Source organism: Nocardiopsis sp. NRRL B-16309, from assembly GCF_001279585.1.
In the GTDB taxonomy this organism is placed as follows: domain Bacteria; phylum Actinomycetota; class Actinomycetes; order Streptosporangiales; family Streptosporangiaceae; genus Nocardiopsis.
Window position 1 is genome coordinate 47,179 of sequence record NZ_LGEC01000003.1, and the last position, 17,204, is coordinate 64,382.

Below are 17,204 nucleotides of genomic sequence, written 5' to 3' on the forward strand. Positions count from 1 at the left end.
AGCTTTCACCCCTCCTCACGGGTGATGGGTCCGGTGACCACGGCACCTGGTGCGGAAAGTCCTTCGGGCGGCACGTGGCGGCTGGACGGATCGGCAGCCGAGGCGAGCGCCCCGGCGGCTTCGGCACCGGTGAGCACTGAGGCGCGTGAGCCGGCCACAGCCAGGGCACGCACGGCATCCTCGGCGCGGCGCCGCAGCGTCAGGGCGGCATGGGCGGCATCGCCACCGCTCTCGCGCAGCACGAGCAGGATCTGCCGCCGCAGCAGGTCTCGGGTCTGGGACAGCTCGGACAGGTAGTCGGCGTGGGCGCGGGCGGCGCGCTCCACTGCCGGATGCGGTAGGGCCGGTGCCGCCTGGTCCAGGGCGTCCACGAGGGGGTCCAGCCGAATCGACTCGGCCCGCATCAGGAACTGCACCGGAGCCGACAACGAGTTGAGATAGGACGCGAAGCCGTTCACCAGACCGGCCTGCTCGGTGGGCGTCCGCAGAGCGAAGGACACCGTCGAACACGACACGATCAGCGCGCAGCCGTGTTCGGCCAGGTCGATGACGCCGTCGTCACCGATGGAGCGCACTGGCAGGTCCAACGGGGCCGGTAGCTCGGTGGGGGTGGCATCGATCCAGGAAGGCACCCTGGCCGCAGGCGGAGACCCGGTGGCCCGTCGCCGGGGGGAGCGGACGAACCGCACAGCAGCCACCAGCAGGCGGTCCAGGCTCAGTCCGTCCCGCTTGACCAGAGCGGCTGCCACGGCCGCGCCCATCACCGGCACGGCGGCGATGACGAACACGAGCGGGGGCACTAGATGGCTGAAGCTGGTGTAGGCCGCCCACACTCCGATGCCGGGGGCACCGATGATCAGCAGTTGGCGTGCGGTCAGACCGGCGAGGATCTTGTCCTCACGCTCCACGTCGGCGGGCATCCGTACACGCGACACTCAGGGCCTCCTTCGGCGACGGTTTCGAGGGGGATCGAACAGCGCGTCCTGCTGAGGGCGGGGACGTGGCGCCGGGATGTGTCGGGCACCTGGGAGTGGCTCCTGCCGCCATGCGGGCTCGCGCCAGTGCGGCAACGGGTCCTGTTGCCGCTGCGGAGCGGGGCACTGCCGTGGTCGGGGGAATTCGGGCTGGTAGTAGCGGCGTCGTTCGCGCAGGCGAGCCTGCGACCTCCGATCGATGTGCCGGTCGATGCCCGGCAGCGGGTCCTGCCGGTAGGGCAACCGGGCGGAGAAGTCCGGTAGTTCCGGCTGCGTCCACCTCGCCGGCCTGGCCGGAGCCGGTGACGTCGGTGCGGACGGTGTGGGACGTGGCTGGGCGGATCGAGTCGCGGCCACCCGGGTCGCTGACTGCGCTCCTTGGCGCGAGGACAGCGCCTTGCCGATGTTGCGGAACACCACCAGGGACACGGCGAACTTCGCCGCGCTCACGATCGGCGATGCCTGGTAGTTGAAGACCCGTTTGAACGCCCAGAACGGGATGCGGATGAGCACGTACAGGCAGGCGATCAGCAGGAGGACGTCGAAGATGCTTCCTGCACCCTCGGGGGTCAGCCCGCTGTCCCGGTTCAGGAAGACCGCGACCATGATCCGCATGACCAGGGCCTGGCCGATCTGGACCAGGATCAGCGCGGCCACGGCGCGCCACCACATACGGGCCAGCCCATCGGCCTGGGGGAGCGCGTGGCAGGCCAGGGCCAACGGCGCCACAGCGGTCAGAAGGAACCACAGGATGATGCGGATCCAGATCGCCAGGACGAAGAAGAACCACAGCAGGGCGGCGACCAACATCATGAGCACCACGGTCAACAGCTCACCGATGGGGTTGCTCAGGACCCTGGTGAGGGTCCTGGTGAGGTTCTCGACGGTGGCGGCCCCGTCGAACATGCTGAGCGCAATCCCGTTGCCCAGTTCACGCACCATGTCGGTGAGCAGCCAGGACGCGTTGGCTCCGACGAAGCCGAGCACCAGCCGGGGAAGGAGGTCCTTCACCGCAGTGGAGGACTGCACCGTTTGGTAGGACATCAGGAGGACCCCGGCGGCCACGACCACCAGCGGGAACAGCGCATTGGCGACCGTGCGGGATGTACTCCAGGCCTCTTCGATGCCCGCCGTCGGCGGAGGCGTGAACAACGCGGGCGTGACCAAGGCGGTGATCGTCGTGTTGATCAGGTCCGCGATGAGACCGACCACCCACAGATAGAAGCCGACGGTGAGCCGACAGCTCACGTCAGTGAGCCCGCACTCGTCCGGGTCCGTGACCGGAGCCTCGGCGTCCGGCACGTCAGCCGGTACCACTGCGGGAGCTACAGGAACCGTGCCGGCTTCCGCAGCAGGGACGCCGAGCAACAACACCACAGCTCCGACCACGGTCGCCAGAGCGAGCATCCGGGGTCTCACGACACCCCCACGAAACCCCGCAGGATCTGCACGAGAATCGGTGCCAGGACCGCGACCAGGTAGCCCAGCGCGGCGTACTTGAGGGTGTCCTTGGCCTTGTTGACCTCGCCCGGGTCGCCCCCGGCCAGCAGGTAGCGCAGCCCGCCGATCGTGAGCAGCAGCGTCGCGAGCACCACCAGCAGGCCGACGATCCAATTGCGGATGTTGGTGATGACCGTGTCCAGGTCGCTGACCCCGGGATCCTCGATTCCCTGTGCCAGAGCTGGAGCGGCATCGCCGGCCAACGCGAGGAGGGTGAGGATCAGGATGAAGCCGATCGTGGTCGGGGCGAGGGGGCGGGTGTGCCGACGTCGAGTGTTGAGCACCTGAGCACCTCCAGGAGGAGGGGCGGTGGGGGAGCCGTTCTCCTTTCGCGTTACGGCGTCACGGGCGAGGCACACAGACCACCCCACCGCCCGAGTGGGCGACAGCGCGTAGCCGCTGTCATCTACTGGTTGCGATCGAGATCGCCGTTTGCGGCCATCTCAGCCCGAAATTTCTTTCCGTAGCCACGCGACTGCGACCGATTCGGCTCGCCGGCGTCGGCGCTGAGCCGTGCGGAACGCCACTCCGAGTCGGTCGGCGACTTCGTGCAGGGGACGCCGGTCCAGGCGTGTGGCGGCGATCAGCTCGGCCTCGACCGCGGTGATCAGCCCGGCCCGCACCAAGGCAGCCAGAGGCGTTTCGGGGTGGCCCTCGGCTTCGGGTCGGGTGTGTGCCTCGCAGGTTCCGGTGAGCTGGGCGAGGTCGCGCTTGGCGCTGTAGCGCCACCGCTGTCCGACCCGGTACACCGACGCCCACATCCGCCCCAGCACATTCGGCGGAGTGACATCGACCGCGTGCAGCTCAGCGACGAAGGCTGCGACCAGCTCGGCTTCCAACTCCTCACGGCGGCGGCCGAACGGTCGGCCCCGTGAGACGCGATCGGCGACCGACCACAGGGCCGAGGTCGCCAACCCCACCGCGGCCACCACCCACACGCCGCCCTTGCTGCGTACGTGCTCGATGAGTATCCGCCACACCGCATCGGAGAATTCGCGCTCCAGCCGTGGGAGCCGCCTCGCGAGCAGCGCCAGGTCCACGGGCTCGGGCCCGTGCGGTGTAGGGACCTCCAGGACGAGCGGGTCCGGTGGCCGAATCAGCGTCTCGAACTCCCGCCGAACGACGACCAGAGGGGAAGCGGCGGGGACTGTAGAGGGCGCAGACATGGTGACCCCTTTCGAGAAGGCGGATCACCATGACCCCAGGCCTGATCAGCACAAAGTGCGCAGACCGTCAGCACGCGTACGCGCGCACGACTATGCGGATCGCAGAATGTGCGTTCGCAGGTGGCCGCAAACCGCGATATCGATCGCAAATAGAGGGTGAGGCACACAAGACGAAGCCGACACCCCCATGCGCCACCCACACGATGCCCCGCCCGCCCTGCGAGTGCTCTCACTCGGGGCCGGAGTGCAGTCCAGCACCCTGCTCCTGCTCGCCGCTCAAGGCGCGATCCCCAAGTTCGACTACGCCCTGTTCGCCGACACCGGATGGGAGCCTGAGCGCGTCTACCGCCATCTGGAGCGGCTCGAAGCGGCGGCTGCGGACGTCAGCATTCCCGTGATCCGCGTCAGCGCCGGCAACATCCGCAACGACGCCCTCGATGAGGAACACCGGTTCGCGTCCATGCCGCTGTTCGTCCGCGGCCCGCACGGGGAGCGCGGCATGGCTCGGCGCCAGTGCACCGCCGAGTACAAGATCCGGCCACTCAAGGCCGAGGTCCGGCGCCTGCTCGGCTACCCGCACCCCGTACGCGTTCCGTCGGGTGTGTACGCACAGCAGGCGATCGGCATCAGCCTGGACGAGGTCCACCGCGCCAAGGACGCCGACGTCCGCTACATGAGGAACGTCTTCCCCTTGCTGGACATCGGGTGGACCCGGCGGGACTGCAGGGCCCACCTCACCGCCCACGGATGGGGCGACACCCCGCGGTCGGCGTGCATCGGCTGTCCCTACCGGAGCAGCAGTTCGTGGGCCGAGATGAAGGCCACGGCACCGGAGGAGTTCGAGGACGCGGTCGCCTTCGATGCCGCCATCCGGCGCGGCCACCCCGCGGCAACACGAAGTGGCATGCCGATGAGGGGCAATTACTACCTCCATCCCTCGCGGCGACCCCTTCGGGACGTCGATCTCGGCATCGATTCCGGTCCCGAACCGGAGGGCTGCTCACCCTGGGCATGCCGCGGCGACAACCATGAGCCGACGGCCCCGGACGGTGAGAACCCATGACCGCCTACCTGCCGCTGCTGATGCCGAGGCGGGACTTGACGATCGCCTCGTTGTGCACTGCCTACGCCGGACTCGACAAGGGCGTGGTCGCGGCACCGGGCGGCAACGCCGACCTGCTGCGGGCGGCTGACGATGCCCCGGATCTAGGCGAATGTCACCGCCGTGGTGGCATACGCCTTGTTGCTTACCTCGGGTGCGAATGGCAGGGGCAGCGGTCCTACCGATCCGGGGGAGCGCTTGCGGTATGGGCGCCGGGTGCGCCCGTCCTATGCGCTCTGTCATCCAACCCACACTCCTGTGTACGCACGCATCCGCACTGCGTACTCCGGCACCTGCGGGTGCAGCAGCGGCATACTGCTGGCCGTGTCCCGCGCCGACGACAGTGTGAAGGACGGCGCACTGCAGCGAGGTTGACGAGGGTGCCCCACGCTGGCCTCTGCAGTCATCGGTTCGCATACCGGCACGGCAGCTCCGCGTATGCCGAGCTGCTGGCCACGTACGCATGGGACGAGTACGAACCCGGGATCCGGCGGCGGGAAGCGGTGATCGGCAGAGCGGTAGCCGAGCCGACCGGAACCGGAACTCAGGGACAGCCCAGGCGGAGTGCCGAGGCGGAATCAGGCCAGCCTGCGGCATGCCGCGGCACTTCAATGGGTGCCGCGGCACGGGTTGGGAGTGCCAAGTGACCGAGCGGACAGAGCCACCGAACCGGCGCGGCAAAAGGGTTTCTGAACAGCAGAGACGCGATTACGCTGCAAACTCTGGCGGGCGGCGTGACAAGGCTGAGGGAGCACTTCCTGAGGTCTTCACTCCCGGAGAAGCCGCCGCCCTGCTCAAGGTCCCCGAGTCTTGGTTGCGCAAGCGCGCCTCCGCGCGGCAGGTGCCGTGCACCTTCATCGGCAAGCACCTGCGCTTCAGCTCCGCTGACCTCGAACAGATCATCCGTGCCGGACACCGTGCCCCCGTGTCCGGGCCTGCCAGCCAGACAACATCCGAATGAGTCCGTACGCAAGGAGTACGCATGGCCTACGCCGAACGGCTCGCCAAGACCTGGCGAGCCCGCTACAAGCGCCCCAACGGCCTGTGGGGGTCGAAGTCGGGGTTCGACACCAAGGAAGCCGCTCTGCACTGGGCGGAGGAACAGGAAGCCGAGGTTCGGCGCCGCACGTGGATCGCGCCCGAGGACTGTGAGATCGCCTTCGGCGACTTCGCACAGACGTGGTTGGCCCAGGCGCGCCTGGCGGAGACCACCCGGGCCAAGTACCAGTCCTACCTGGACACCCATCTGCTGCCGCAGTGGGAGGACTGGCCGTTGATCAGCATCTTCAACAGCCACATCGAAATCCAGGCCTGGGTCAACGAGATGCACGAGGAGTTGGCCGAGCCGAGTGTGTCCTCGGTCTTCGCCCTGTTCTCCACGGTCCTGAACGTGGCGGTGCGAGCCCGCCGCATCCCGGCCAACCCGTGCAACGGGGTCCGTGTCTCCTCCGGTGACTACGAGGCCGACCGGCAGGTGGCCACTCCCGTGCAGGTCCTGCGGGCGGCCATGCGGCTGCACCACTCCTTCGGACAGGCGGGGTTCGTGCTGGCGCTGATGGACGGCTACACCGGGGCGCGCTGGTCGGAACTGGTGGCACTGGAGCCTCACGAGTACGACGAGGTGAACAGGGCCGTGCCGGTGCGTACGCCACTGCGTGAGTCCGCCGGCAAGATGAGCAAGGCCAAGCGGCCCAAGACCCCGGCGGGCAAGCGCTGGCTGCAGCTGCCCGACTTCCTCAACGCGGTGTACACCGACCTGGTGGCCGACAGCGAGCAGGCCCTGGTGTTCACCGGCAGTCGCGGCGGGATGCTGCGGCGGGGCAACTTCCGTGCCCGGTTCTGGCGGCCCGCGTTCGATGGTGATCCGCGCAGCGATCTGGCGTGGCTGCGTGCGCCGGTCCTGCCGGGGTTCACCTTCAATGAGGGACGCCACACCCATCGCACGTGGCTGGCTGAGGACGGGATCCCCGAGGTGGCGCGGGCGGCTCGGCTCGGGCACCGGATGCCGGGCATGGCCAACGTCTACGAGCACGTGACCCCGACCATGAAGGAACAGGTCCTGGCCGCGCTGGAGCGCCGGTGGCGGGGGAGTGTGCGGGCGCTGAGCCCCAGAGAGCGGGATCGTTTGATGGAGATGGTCCCGCGGCTGCGTGAGTACTACCCTGTTGAGGGCGAGCAGAAGGCTTCATGAGCCTGGAGATGCAAGATCATCTCCAGATTCTCTCCATGACCAACACGAAGAAAATCTGAAGAGGACCGTTGGACGGCCTCTGACCTGCAGAAGCTGTGGTGGGCGATACAGGACTCGAACCTGTGACCTCTACCGTGTCGAGGTAGCGCTCTAACCAACTGAGCTAATCGCCCGCGTGAAGCGTGTGGAGGTGGAGACGGGATTTGAACCCGTGTAGACGGCTTTGCAGGCCGCTGCCTCGCCTCTCGGCCACTCCACCGAGTGCACGGAGTGACTGCTCACTCCCGCCTTCTCCGAGCGGACGACGGGATTCGAACCCGCGACCCTCACCTTGGCAAGGTGATGCTCTACCAGCTGAGCCACGTCCGCTTGCTGCTCGGGCGGGCCCCGTTTCCGTGGCCCCCGCCGTGCTGCTGATAAGAACTCTAGCGGAAAGTCCGCAGACGGCAAATCGGCGCTGGAAGAGGCCGGTACGCGGGTTCCGCGGAGGGGTCGGGCGCCCGCTCCTCCGCGGGCGGCCGCCCTGGTGGACAATGGGAGCACGCGCACGACGGGGAGACCGCATGAGCTGGAGCGACCACGCCTCCCGGGTCGGGGGACCGCCCGGCGCGCACAGGGAGTGGCCGCGCGCCCGCGAGGCCGCTGAGCGGCTCGGCGCGGAACTCGCGCCCGCCCCTCGGGACCTGCCGCTGGGCCGGGCCCTGGGCGGTGTCCTGGGAGCCGACGTCACCGCCCTGGTGGGCCTGCCCGCCTTCGACGCCTCCGCCATGGACGGCTACGCGGTGGCCGGGCCGGGGCCCTGGCGTCTGGTCGGTACGCAGCTCGCGGGCGCGCCGAGTACGCGCGAGGCCCTGGCGCCCGGGCAGGCCGTGGAGATCGCCACCGGCGCGCGCGTGCCCAAGGGCACGGAGAGCGTCCTGCCCTACGAGCGAGCCGCGCTGGACGAGGGCGTGGTCGGCGGAGAGATCGAGCGCGGCCGACACGTGCGCTGGGCGGGGGAGGAGACCGCCCCCGGAGAGACCGTCCTCACGCGCGGCGCCCGGGTGACCCCCGCCGTGCTGGGGCTGGCCGCGGGCCTGGGCCACGACACCCTCCCGGTGCTCCTGCCCCGGGTGTCGGTCCTGGTGACCGGCGACGAACTGACCACGTCGGGCCTGCCGGGCGAGGGGCGCGTGCGCGACGCCATCGGCCCCCTGGTGCCGGGGTTCCTCGGCTGGGCCGGCGCCGAGCTGTGCGGTGTACGCCATCTGGGCGACGACCGCGCGGCCCTGGCGGAGGCGGTCACGGAGGGCGGGACGGACGTGGTCGTGGTGTGCGGTTCGTCCTCCAAGGGGCCCGCCGACCACCTGCGCGCGGTGTTGGAACAGGTCGGCGCGGAGACCGTGGTGGACGGGGTCGCCTGCCGACCCGGCCACCCCCAGGTCCTGGCGCACCGGGGCGGCACCGCGTTCGTGGGGCTGCCCGGGAACCCGGGCGCCGCCCTGGTCGCGATCCTGACTCTGCTGGTGCCCCTGGTGAGCGCCCTCGCGGGCCGCCGGGATCCGGCGCGGGCGCCGGGCACGGTCGCGTTGGAGGGAGGGGTCGCCGCGCACCCGCGCGACACCCGGCTGCTGCCGGTGCGCCTGGTCGGCCCACGCGCGCGGCCGGTCGGCCACGACCGCCCGGGCAGTCTGCGGGGCGCGGCCCTGGCCGACGCCTACGCCGTCGTCCCGCCCCGGTGGGACGACGCCCCCGTCGAGCTGCTGAACCTGCCCTGACCCCGGCACCCCGCACCAACGACGGCCCCGCCGCAGGTACGACGGCCCCGAGGGGATGCCCCGGGGCCGTCGTCGGGTCGGTCGGGCGTCCTACGCGTTCCCGGCCGTGTCCGCCGGTGCCTGGTCCTGCCCGGTGTCGCTTCCGCTGCTCTCCTCGGCCGGTCCGGACACCGGGGCCTCCGCCGACCCGGACGGCGCCGCGCCGGAGGCCGTGCCCCCGGACGTGCCGTCCCCGGACGTCGTGGCCCCGGACGTGCCGTCCCCGGACGTGCCGTCCCCGGATGCCGCGGCCTCGGATCCCGGCACCGCGGACACCGCGGGCCCGTTGTCCACGGCCGGGTTGGCGCGGCCGCGCAGCAGTAGCCACGCCTGGACCGCGGCCGCCAGCACGATCACCACGGCGATCCCGCTGGTGAGGTGCATGCCGCTGGTGAACGCGTCCCGCGCGGCCGCCAGGAGGTCGGTCCCGGCCGGCCCGCCCAGCCCGGCGGCGGCGTCGGCCGCGCCGCCCAGGGTCTCCCGGGCGGTGTCGGTCGCACCCGCGGGCACGCCCTCGACCTCGGTCAGGTTCGCCCGGTAGTAGGCCGTGAGCACGCTGCCGAGGACCGCCACGCCCAGGGCGCCGCCCAGTTCGTAGGCGGTCTCGGAGATCGCCGAGGCGGCACCGGCGCGCTGGGGCGGGGCCGCGCTCATGATGGCGCCGTTGGTCAGCGTCTCGGCGAACCCGGCCCCGGCGGCGATGAGCGCGAAGCCCACCGCCACGAGCACCACGCCCGTGGCGGCGTCGTTCGCGGACGTGAACACCAGCACGGCGAAGCCGGACGCCGTGACCACCAGCGCCGAACCGATGACCGCGGCCAGGCTCAGCCTGCGCGCGACCCGCACGGCCACGAAGCTGGTCAGCACGGACAGCACCAGGCCCGGCACCAGGACGTATCCGGCGCGCATGGGCGACATGCCCAGGACCAGCTGCAGGTACTGCGTCAGGAAGAACAGCGACGAGACCAGCGAGAACACGATCATCAGGTTCGTGGCGACCGCCACGCTGAACACGCGGGACCGGAACAGGTCCACGTCGATCAGCGGGTGGGCCAGCGTCGTCTGCCGGCGCACGAACACGTACCCCAGCGCCAGACCCAGCACCAGCGCCGCGAGCGGGGCCAGGGCGGGTCCCTCGGTGGCCAGCTTCTTGACGCCGTACACGGCGGGCAGCATCGCGCCCAGCGACAGCGCCACGCTGGGCAGGTCGAGCCGGCCCGGCGACGGGTCGCGCGACTCGCGCACCAGCAGCGGGACCAGGACCAGGATCAGCGCCATCACCGGCAGGTTGATCAGGAAGACCGACCCCCAGAAGAAGTGCTCCAGGAGCCATCCGCCCAGGATCGGGCCCAGGGCGGCGCCGGCGGAGAAGCCGGACGCCCAGATGGCGATGGCCAGCAGCCGCTGGCGCGCGTCCAGGAACATGTTGCGCAGCAGGGACAGGGTGGAGGGCATCAGTGACGCGCCCGCCACGCCGAGCATGGCGCGGGCGACGATCAGGACCTCGGGCGTGGGCGCGAAGGCGGCCAGCAGGGAGGCCCCGCCGAAGGCGGCCGAGCCCACCATGAGCAGGCGTCGTCGGCCGACGCGGTCGCCGAGCGACCCCATGGTGACCAGCAGCCCGGCCAGGACGAAGCCGTAGATGTCGATGATCCACAGCAGCTGTCCGGAGGTGGGCCGCAGCCCCTCGCTCAGTTCGGGGACGGCGAACCCGAGCACGGTCATGTCGACCGAGATCAGGACGACGGGAAGGACCAGGACGGCGAGCGCGGCCCACTCGCGCGGTCCGGCGAGGGCCGGTCCGGCGCCCTGGGCGCCGCGCGCGTCGGTGGTGCCGTGCCCGGCCTTGGCGGTGCTCATCTTTCCTCGTTACGTGTCGCTGGTGGGGCGGCGCCCGGTTCCGGGCCCGCCGTTCGCCGGGCGGGAGGCTGCGGGCTCCGGGCTCGGCGGGGACGGTTGGCGGGAGGGAGACCTCCGGCCAGTATGAACCGTCCAGACGGTACAGTACCGTCCAGCCGGTACAGTGTCAATCGTGAACGCTTCCACCACACGCGACCGCATCCTCGACGCGCTCCAGGACATCCTCATCGACGAGGGCCACTCCGGGGTGACCCTGGAGGCGGTGGCCCGCGCGGCCTCCGTCTCCAAGGGCGGGCTGCTCTACCACTTCCCGTCCAAGGCGGCCCTGATCACCGGCCTCATCGAGCGCCTCTCCGCCCTGGCCGAGGAGGAGTTCCGCGAGGCGGTGGAGAGCGGCGAGGGCGTCGTCCGCGTCTTCCTGCGCACCTCGCTGCCCCGCAGCGCGGAGGAGCGCGAGCTGTACTGGTCGGTCATCGCCGCCCTGCGCAGCAAGGAGGACATGCCCGAGGAGGCCGCCGAGCTCGTGCGGTACCTGTTCACCCGGTGGGGCGAACTGCTGCACGAGGAGCTCACCGACCCCGTGCTGGCCGAGATCATCCTGCGGGCCGGGGACGGCCTGTACATGGCGGCCATCGCCGGGCTCCCCCAGCCCGACCCCCAGCTCACCCAGGACGTGTTCGACCGTCTCGTGGAGGCCTCCGACAAGGTGCGGCGCCCGCGATGACGCCGTGCCGGCACCACCGGTCCGGGTCCCGGTCGGCCCCGTGCGGCGCGGGTGGAGGTGTCCGTCCGTCCGCCCGGGGAAAGATCACGACCAGGAAACGGTACGCCCGCGACCGGGGGTCGGCCACCGGTTTTCCGCGGCCCCGGAAGGGCCCCGAAAGCCCCGTGGTCAGGGGATCCGCCGTATGCGGGCGGTCCCGGGAAGGTGACCATGTGGTGCTTTTCACGTGTTGGGGATCATGATTTACTTCCCAGTAACTTCTTGGTCGACGCGAGGGCCCGCGGTCGTCGGGTGCTCGCCCGACCGAAGGGGTGAAGTGTGCACTACCTCGAGGAGTAGGGCGTGCCGTGTCGACCAGGACTGAAGCTGTTCGCGAGACTGTTCCCACCTCGCTCGGGGACGTCGGCGGGGTGAGAACGCGCAGACGGGAAAGCGGGGGGCGGATGCACAGGCTCACCAACCAGGTACGGCCGTACGCCTGGGGTGCCCGCACGGCCATCCCGCGGTTGCTGGGCACCGAACCGGACGGCACCCCCCAGGCCGAGCTCTGGCTGGGAGCCCACCACGGCGCGCCGAGCACCGCGCACTGCGAGGACGGGCCGCTGCCCCTGCCCCGGCTGATCGCCGACGACCCCCGCCGGGTCCTGGGGCCCAGCGCCGCCGAGCGCTACGGGTCGCGGCTGCCCTTCCTGCTCAAGTACCTGGCCGCGGAGGCCCCGCTCTCCCTGCAGGTGCACCCGGACGCCGCGCGCGCCCGCGCCGGGTTCGACGCCGAGGAGCGCCGGGGGATCCCCGTGGACGCGGCGCACCGCAACTACCGCGATCCCCACCACAAGCCCGAGCTCCTGCTCGCGCTGGAGCCGTTCGAGGCCCTGTGCGGATTCCGGGAGCCGGCCGCGGCCCAGGCCGATCTGCGCGGTCTGACCTGCGAACTCGCGACGCGGCTGCGTGCCGGTCTGGCGCTGCCCGACACCCACGACGCCCTGCGCGCGGCCCTGACCCTGCTGCTCACCCTGCCCGAGGACGACCGCGCCCGCCTGATCGGGGACTTCGTCGCCGAGTGGGCCGGATCCGGGCCGCGGGGCGCGCACACCGACATCGTCGTCGACCTCGCCGAGCGCTACCCCGGCGACCCCGGAGCGGTCGCGTCCCTGCTGCTGAACCGGATCACCCTCTGGCCGGGCCAGGCGCTGTACCTGCCCGCGGGCAACCTGCACGCCTACCTCCAGGGGACCGCGGTGGAGGTGATGGCCAGCTCCGACAACGTGCTGCGGGCGGGCCTGACCTGCAAGCACGTGGACGCCCCCGAGCTGTTGGACGTGGTGGACTTCGCGGTCCTGCCGATCCCCTACGCCCGCCCCGCGTTCCTGGACGGCCGCCGGGAGTTCCGGCCCGCCGCCCCGGAGTTCGCGCTGCACGAGATCGGTCCGGGGCGCATCACCGCGCACCTGCCCGGTGAGGGGCCGTCCGTGGTGCTGGCCCTGCACGGCCAGGTCGAGCTGGTCGCCGAGGTGGGGGAGGGGCTCGTCCTCCAGCGCGGGGAGTCGGTGTTCGTGCAGGCGGGGAGCGGGCCGATCAAGGTCGAGGGACACGGGCACGTGGTCGCGGCCACCGTCGGCGAGGCGTAGGGTCCTCCGGCCGGTCCGCACCGGAGCGCGTTCTCACGCGGATAGCCTGGGCCCTTCTGTTCCCGTAGTACTGACAAGGGGTTGCACCATGGCGCTCGAACGTCCCGAGATCGACTTCATCGACGGTCCGCCGCCCGCCGAGCTGGTCGCCACCGACGAGCAGATCGGTGAGGGCGAGCAGGCCGGACACGGCAGCACCGTCGAGGTGCACTACGTGGGCGTCGCCCACTCCTCCGGCGAGGAGTTCGACGCCAGCTGGAACCGCGGCGAGCCGCTGCGCTTCCGCCTGGGCTCCGGCCAGGTCATCCAGGGCTGGGACCAGGGCGTCATGGGGATGCGCGTGGGCGGTCGCCGCAAGCTGGTCATCCCGCCGCACCTGGCCTACGGCGACCGCGGCGCCGGCGGCGTCATCAAGCCGGGCGAGACCCTGGTGTTCGTCGTCGACCTGGTCGGCGTCAGCTAGCACCGAACCGCCCGCCGGTCCGGGCCGCGCAGCGCGCTTCCGGGCGTTGGCGGGTGACGGGAGGGTGGGGCTGCGCCTGCGGTGTCCGTTGAGGGTGGTAGCCCGTTCTCGCGCGCAGCGCGCTTCCGGGCGTTGGCGGGCGACGGGAGGGCCCGTGCCGTGCTCCCACACACGGCACGGGCCCCCTCCTTGCTCCCGCGTCCTACCCGAGGGTTGCGCCCACCGTCACGTGGCCCTTGAGCAGGTCGCGGGCGATCGTGCGGCGCTGGATCTCGTCGGTGCCCTCGAAGATCCGCAGCAGCCGCAGGTCCCGGTACCAGCGTTCGATCGGCAGCTCGCGGGTGTACCCCATGCCGCCGTGGATCTGCATCACCCGGTCGACGATCTCGTTGGCCTTCACACCGCCGAACAGCTTGGCGATGGACTGCGCGTGCCGGGAGTCGCGGCCCTGCTCGACCTGCCAGGCGGCGTGCAGCACCAGCAGGCGCAGCGCCTCGATCTCCATCTGGGAGTCGGCGATCATCCACTGGATGGCCTGGCGGTCGGCGATCGGCGCGCCGAAGGTGTGCCGCGACTTGGCGTGCTCGATGGCCATGCCCAGCAGCCGTTCGCAGCCGCCCAGCGCGCGGGCGGGCAGCAGGTAGCGGCCCTTGCCGATCCACTTCATCGCCAGGGCGAAGCCCTGGCCCTCCTCGCCCAGGATGTTGGCGTGCGGCACGCGCACGTCCTGGAAGACCAGCGACGCCGGTCGCCGCTCGCCCATGGTGTCGATCGGCTCGGAGGTCCAGCCCATGTCCCGGTCGACGAGGAAGCAGGTCACCCCGCCGTTGGCGCCCTTGTCCGGGTCGGTCACGGCGAAGACCATCGTGAAGTCGGACTCGTCACCGCTGGTGATGAAGGTCTTCTCCCCGTTGATGACCCACTCGTCGCCGTCGCGGACCGCGCGGGTGCGGATCGCCTTGGCGTCGGACCCGGCACCGGGTTCGGTGATGGCGAAGCTGGATCTGCGCTCACCGGCGATGGTGGGCAGCAGGTAGCGCTCCTTCTGCTCCTCGTTGGCGTAGTAGAGGATGTTGTCGGCCTCGCCGCCGAACTTGAAGGTCAGGAAGGTACGGCCGAGCTCGGTCTCGATGATGGCCGCGGTGATGGGGTCCAGTCCCATGCCGCCGTACTCCACGGGCGTCTCCACGCCCCAGAAGTCGGACTTGCGCGCCAGGGCCTGCAGGTTCTTGCGCTCGTCGGCGTTGAGCCCCGGGGGGTGCCCCTCGCGCTCGCGGCGCAGCACCTCGTTCTCCAGCGGCATCAGTTCCCGCTCCACGAAGGTCCGGACCCAGTCCCGGACGGCGCGCTGCTCTTCGCTCAATGAGAAATCGATCACGGCCTGCTCCCCAATAACCTAACACTGTTCGGTTACCCGAGCGTACGATGTCCACCGCCGCTGGTGCAAGAGGGGGCCGGGTCCCGGTACCGGCGGGAACGCCGCCGACGTGCCACGGGGCCGGACCGGCATGCGATGATCAGCGCGGACGCCGGACAGGCCGGAACGTCCACCACAGCGGAGAAGGGGATCCTTCCGTGGCCCGACCCAAGACGCCGATCCTGAGCAAGCCCGCCATCCGTCAGGCGGCTCTGACCCTCATCGACAGGGACGGCCTCGAAGGCGTCTCCATGCGCAAACTCGCCCAGGAACTCGACGTGCAGGCGGCCTCCCTCTACAGCCACTACCGGACCAAGGAGGAGCTGCTCACCGAGATCGCCGACGAGGTCACCACCCGCATCGACGTGTCCGGTTTCGACCTCGGCGACTGGCGGGAGGGCCTGGCCCGGTGGGCGCGCTCCTACCGCGACGCCCTGGCGGAGCACCCCAACCTGGTGCCGGTGATCGCCTCCGGCCCCGGGCGGCGGGAGGAGGCCCTGCGCCGGGCCGACATCGTGCACGGGGGCCTGGTCAACGCCGGATGGCCGCCCAAGTACGCCACCATGATCGGCGCCTCGACCAAGTACCTGGTGGTCGGAGCGGCCACGAACTCCTTCGCGCGCGGCTTCGACGACGACGTCCGCGTCTACCGCGACCGCTACCCGAACCTCTCCCAGGCGCACCGCCTGGCGGAGCACGCCACGGAGATCGACGACGCCAGCTTCGAGCTCGCGCTCTCGGCCTTCCTGGACGGGCTCACCCGCGTCTACGACGACGTCCGCGCCCACACCTGAGCCGCGGCTCCGCGGTTCCGCGCCCAGGCGGGGCCACGGACCCGTGCGCCTCAGACACGCGCGGACCGCAGCCGGAACGCGGTGGCCTGCGCGACCACCAGACCGCAGGTCGTCGTCGCGTAGGCGCCCCACAGCAGCGGCAGCCCGCCGATCCGCGCCAGCGGAAGCGCGGCGAGGGCGAGGGCCCCGTAACAGACGGCGAACGCGTACATCGACGGCCGGGGGTGCTTGATCCCCAGGAGCCCCATCCCCGGCGGCACCTGTAGCGCGTCCGCCACGACCACGACGCACAGCACGGGCAGCAGGGCCGCGGCGGTGGCGCCCACCCGCGGGTCGGAGGTCAGCAGGCCCACGAGCGGGCCCGCGGTCGTCCAGAGCACCGCCGCGCTCCCCGCCACGACCGGAACCGCCACCGCGTACCCCGCCAGCACGGCCCGGCGCACACCCGTCCGGTCGCGCCGCGCGGCGGCCCTGGCGGCGGAGGGGACGAGCGACTGCCCGACCGCCGCCGCCGGCAGGAAGGCGAACGTGGCCACGACCACCAGCAGCTGGTGCGCGGCCGCCTCCTGCGCGCTCACGCGGGCGACCGCCACGGCCAGCACGCTCATCGCCCCGAACTTGATCACCAGCGTCGCGCCGCTGGGCAGGCCCACCCGGGCGATCCGCCACACGCCCGGCCACGCGGGCGGACCCCAGCCGACGCGGCGGCCCCGCAGGAGCGTGCGGCGGCGGGACGCGTACAGGCCCAGAACGAGCCCGACGGTGCCCTGGAACAGCATCGTGGCGCCCGCGCCGGACAGGCCCAGCGCCGGGAACGGCCCTGCGCCCAGGACCAGGGCGGGCGTGAGCGTGACGGTCAGCGCGGTGGAGACCAGGCTCAGCGCCAGGACCGTCCGGGTGCGGCCGAGCCCGATGAGCAGGATGTCCGTGGACGAGCGCATTGAGGCCACGGCCACGAACGTCCCCATGAGCAGGGGGGACGGGCCCAGCGCCGCGAGGGTGGGCGCGGCCACGCCCAGAGGCGGCGCCCACAGGGGGATCGAGGCGACCAGGCAGCCGCCGAGCAGCCCCGTGCACAGTGCGAGCCAGGTGCCGTCGCGGACCACGCGGGCGAGGGCGGCGGGGTCGCGGTCGTTCTCGGCGACGAAGGGCATGGCCCCGCGCAGGCAGCCCTGCGCGACCATCAGCAGCGGGTTGACGAGGGAGATGATCAGCGCGTGCGCCGCCAGGTCACCGGTGTCCGTCCGGCCGAGTACCGCCGCGGTGACCATGCTCCCCAGCGTGGTGGCGAGCATGGACAGGTACAGCGGCAGCGCCCTGCCCGCGATCCGGCCGGTCTGCCGGGCGAGGGAGAGCCGGGCCTCCGTGGCGCGCCGACGCTCCTCCGGCTCCGTGGCGGGTGCGGAGCGGACGTCGGTCAACGGTCCACCACGGCCGCCGTACGGGCCTTCGACCAGGACAAGCAGGACTCCTCGGTATCGGGGGCTGATTCCGCCGGGCATGCTAACGCACCGCTCCACGGCGTCCCGGGGGGGCGGTTGGTAGCGTCGGCGCCAGAGGGTCGCGCGCACGCGCGTGCGGCCGGGTCG

General features: G+C 71.5%; 15 protein-coding genes and 3 tRNA genes. 8 read left to right on the forward strand and 10 right to left on the reverse strand.

Annotated features, from left to right (window positions below; all coding sequences use genetic code 11):
• Positions 1–5 precede the first annotated feature (5 nt).
• The 4 genes from ADL05_RS01915 to ADL05_RS01930 all read right to left on the reverse strand — a co-directional run bounded on the left by ADL05_RS01915 (position 6) and on the right by ADL05_RS01930 (position 3,514).
• A complete protein-coding gene (locus tag ADL05_RS01915) occupies positions 6–935 on the reverse strand; it encodes a PrgI family protein (RefSeq protein WP_231640569.1) in 930 nt (309 codons plus the stop codon).
• Positions 936–2,276 carry a hypothetical protein gene (locus ADL05_RS01920; RefSeq protein WP_053615095.1) on the reverse strand — a complete coding sequence of 447 codons (1,341 nt, stop codon included), beginning with the start codon at positions 2,274–2,276 and terminating at the stop codon, positions 936–938. It lies immediately after the preceding gene.
• A gap of 113 nt (positions 2,277–2,389) precedes the next feature.
• Entirely contained in the window at positions 2,390–2,758 is a 369-nt protein-coding gene (locus ADL05_RS01925) for a pilin (RefSeq protein WP_231640570.1), read from the reverse strand.
• A gap of 159 nt (positions 2,759–2,917) precedes the next feature.
• Positions 2,918–3,514 (reverse strand): hypothetical protein, encoded by a 597-nt coding sequence (locus ADL05_RS01930; RefSeq protein WP_156365684.1) that lies wholly within the window; start codon positions 3,512–3,514, stop codon positions 2,918–2,920.
• A 370-nt stretch (positions 3,515–3,884) separates the two neighbouring features.
• On the opposite strand from ADL05_RS01930, the gene ADL05_RS01935 reads away from it, so the two are divergent.
• The 3 genes from ADL05_RS01935 (at position 3,885) to ADL05_RS01940 (ending at position 6,933) form a co-directional block, all read left to right on the forward strand.
• Positions 3,885–4,703, forward strand: coding sequence for a hypothetical protein (locus ADL05_RS01935; RefSeq protein ID WP_231640571.1), 819 nt, complete (start codon positions 3,885–3,887; stop codon positions 4,701–4,703).
• Positions 4,704–5,385: 682 nt separating this feature from the next.
• On the forward strand, positions 5,386–5,703 hold the full coding sequence (locus ADL05_RS29245) for a helix-turn-helix domain-containing protein (protein ID WP_231640572.1): 318 nt from the start codon (positions 5,386–5,388) through the stop codon (positions 5,701–5,703).
• 21 nt (positions 5,704–5,724) lie between these two features.
• Positions 5,725–6,933, forward strand: a complete 1,209-nt coding sequence (locus ADL05_RS01940) for a site-specific integrase (protein ID WP_082376035.1) — start codon at positions 5,725–5,727, stop codon at positions 6,931–6,933.
• Between the two features lie 96 nt (positions 6,934–7,029).
• Here the strand turns inward: ADL05_RS01940 and ADL05_RS01945 are convergent.
• The 3 genes from ADL05_RS01945 to ADL05_RS01955 all read right to left on the reverse strand — a co-directional run bounded on the left by ADL05_RS01945 (position 7,030) and on the right by ADL05_RS01955 (position 7,302).
• Positions 7,030–7,106, reverse strand: a tRNA-Val gene (locus ADL05_RS01945).
• A gap of 12 nt (positions 7,107–7,118) precedes the next feature.
• Positions 7,119–7,192 (reverse strand) — tRNA-Cys (locus tag ADL05_RS01950).
• Positions 7,193–7,229: 37 nt separating this feature from the next.
• Positions 7,230–7,302: transfer RNA gene (locus ADL05_RS01955), tRNA-Gly, on the reverse strand.
• Between the two features lie 194 nt (positions 7,303–7,496).
• Between ADL05_RS01955 and ADL05_RS01960 the strand changes: the two genes are divergently transcribed.
• Positions 7,497–8,690, forward strand: coding sequence for a molybdopterin molybdotransferase MoeA (locus ADL05_RS01960; RefSeq protein WP_053615098.1), 1,194 nt, complete (start codon positions 7,497–7,499; stop codon positions 8,688–8,690).
• A 90-nt stretch (positions 8,691–8,780) separates the two neighbouring features.
• Here ADL05_RS01960 and ADL05_RS01965 read toward each other — a convergent pair whose 3' ends face one another.
• Positions 8,781–10,589 (reverse strand): MFS transporter, encoded by a 1,809-nt coding sequence (locus ADL05_RS01965; RefSeq protein ID WP_082376037.1) that lies wholly within the window; start codon positions 10,587–10,589, stop codon positions 8,781–8,783.
• Positions 10,590–10,761: 172 nt separating this feature from the next.
• On the opposite strand from ADL05_RS01965, the gene ADL05_RS01970 reads away from it, so the two are divergent.
• The 3 genes from ADL05_RS01970 to ADL05_RS01980 all read left to right on the forward strand — a co-directional run bounded on the left by ADL05_RS01970 (position 10,762) and on the right by ADL05_RS01980 (position 13,404).
• Positions 10,762–11,313 (forward strand): TetR/AcrR family transcriptional regulator, encoded by a 552-nt coding sequence (locus tag ADL05_RS01970; protein WP_053615099.1) that lies wholly within the window; start codon positions 10,762–10,764, stop codon positions 11,311–11,313.
• Between the two features lie 443 nt (positions 11,314–11,756).
• Positions 11,757–12,941 (forward strand): mannose-6-phosphate isomerase, class I, encoded by a 1,185-nt coding sequence (gene manA / locus ADL05_RS01975; protein ID WP_053615100.1) that lies wholly within the window; start codon positions 11,757–11,759, stop codon positions 12,939–12,941.
• An 88-nt stretch (positions 12,942–13,029) separates the two neighbouring features.
• Positions 13,030–13,404, forward strand: a complete 375-nt coding sequence (locus tag ADL05_RS01980) for an FKBP-type peptidyl-prolyl cis-trans isomerase (RefSeq protein WP_053615101.1) — start codon at positions 13,030–13,032, stop codon at positions 13,402–13,404.
• A 202-nt stretch (positions 13,405–13,606) separates the two neighbouring features.
• Here ADL05_RS01980 and ADL05_RS01985 read toward each other — a convergent pair whose 3' ends face one another.
• Entirely contained in the window at positions 13,607–14,782 is a 1,176-nt protein-coding gene (locus tag ADL05_RS01985; RefSeq protein ID WP_053615102.1) for an acyl-CoA dehydrogenase family protein, read from the reverse strand.
• 197 nt (positions 14,783–14,979) lie between these two features.
• Between ADL05_RS01985 and ADL05_RS01990 the strand changes: the two genes are divergently transcribed.
• Positions 14,980–15,615 carry a TetR/AcrR family transcriptional regulator gene (locus ADL05_RS01990; protein WP_053615103.1) on the forward strand — a complete coding sequence of 212 codons (636 nt, stop codon included), beginning with the start codon at positions 14,980–14,982 and terminating at the stop codon, positions 15,613–15,615.
• A 50-nt stretch (positions 15,616–15,665) separates the two neighbouring features.
• On the opposite strand, the gene ADL05_RS01995 is transcribed toward ADL05_RS01990, so the two are convergent.
• The gene (locus ADL05_RS01995) at positions 15,666–17,036 is read right to left on the reverse strand and encodes an MATE family efflux transporter (RefSeq protein WP_053615104.1); all 1,371 of its coding nucleotides are present in this window, start codon (positions 17,034–17,036) and stop codon (positions 15,666–15,668) included.
• Positions 17,037–17,204: the final 168 nt, after the last annotated feature.

Bases quoted from the DNA above. Each gene is read 5' to 3' on its own strand.
- ADL05_RS01940 (WP_082376035.1), top strand. From the start codon at position 5,725: ATGGCCTACGCCGAACGGCTCGCCAAGACCTGGCGAGCCCGCTACAAG.
- ADL05_RS01960 (WP_053615098.1), top strand. From the start codon at position 7,497: ATGAGCTGGAGCGACCACGCCTCCCGGGTCGGGGGACCGCCCGGCGCG.
- ADL05_RS01965 (WP_082376037.1), bottom strand. From the start codon at position 10,589: ATGAGCACCGCCAAGGCCGGGCACGGCACCACCGACGCGCGCGGCGCC.
- manA (WP_053615100.1), top strand. From the start codon at position 11,757: ATGCACAGGCTCACCAACCAGGTACGGCCGTACGCCTGGGGTGCCCGC.
- ADL05_RS01980 (WP_053615101.1), top strand. From the start codon at position 13,030: ATGGCGCTCGAACGTCCCGAGATCGACTTCATCGACGGTCCGCCGCCC.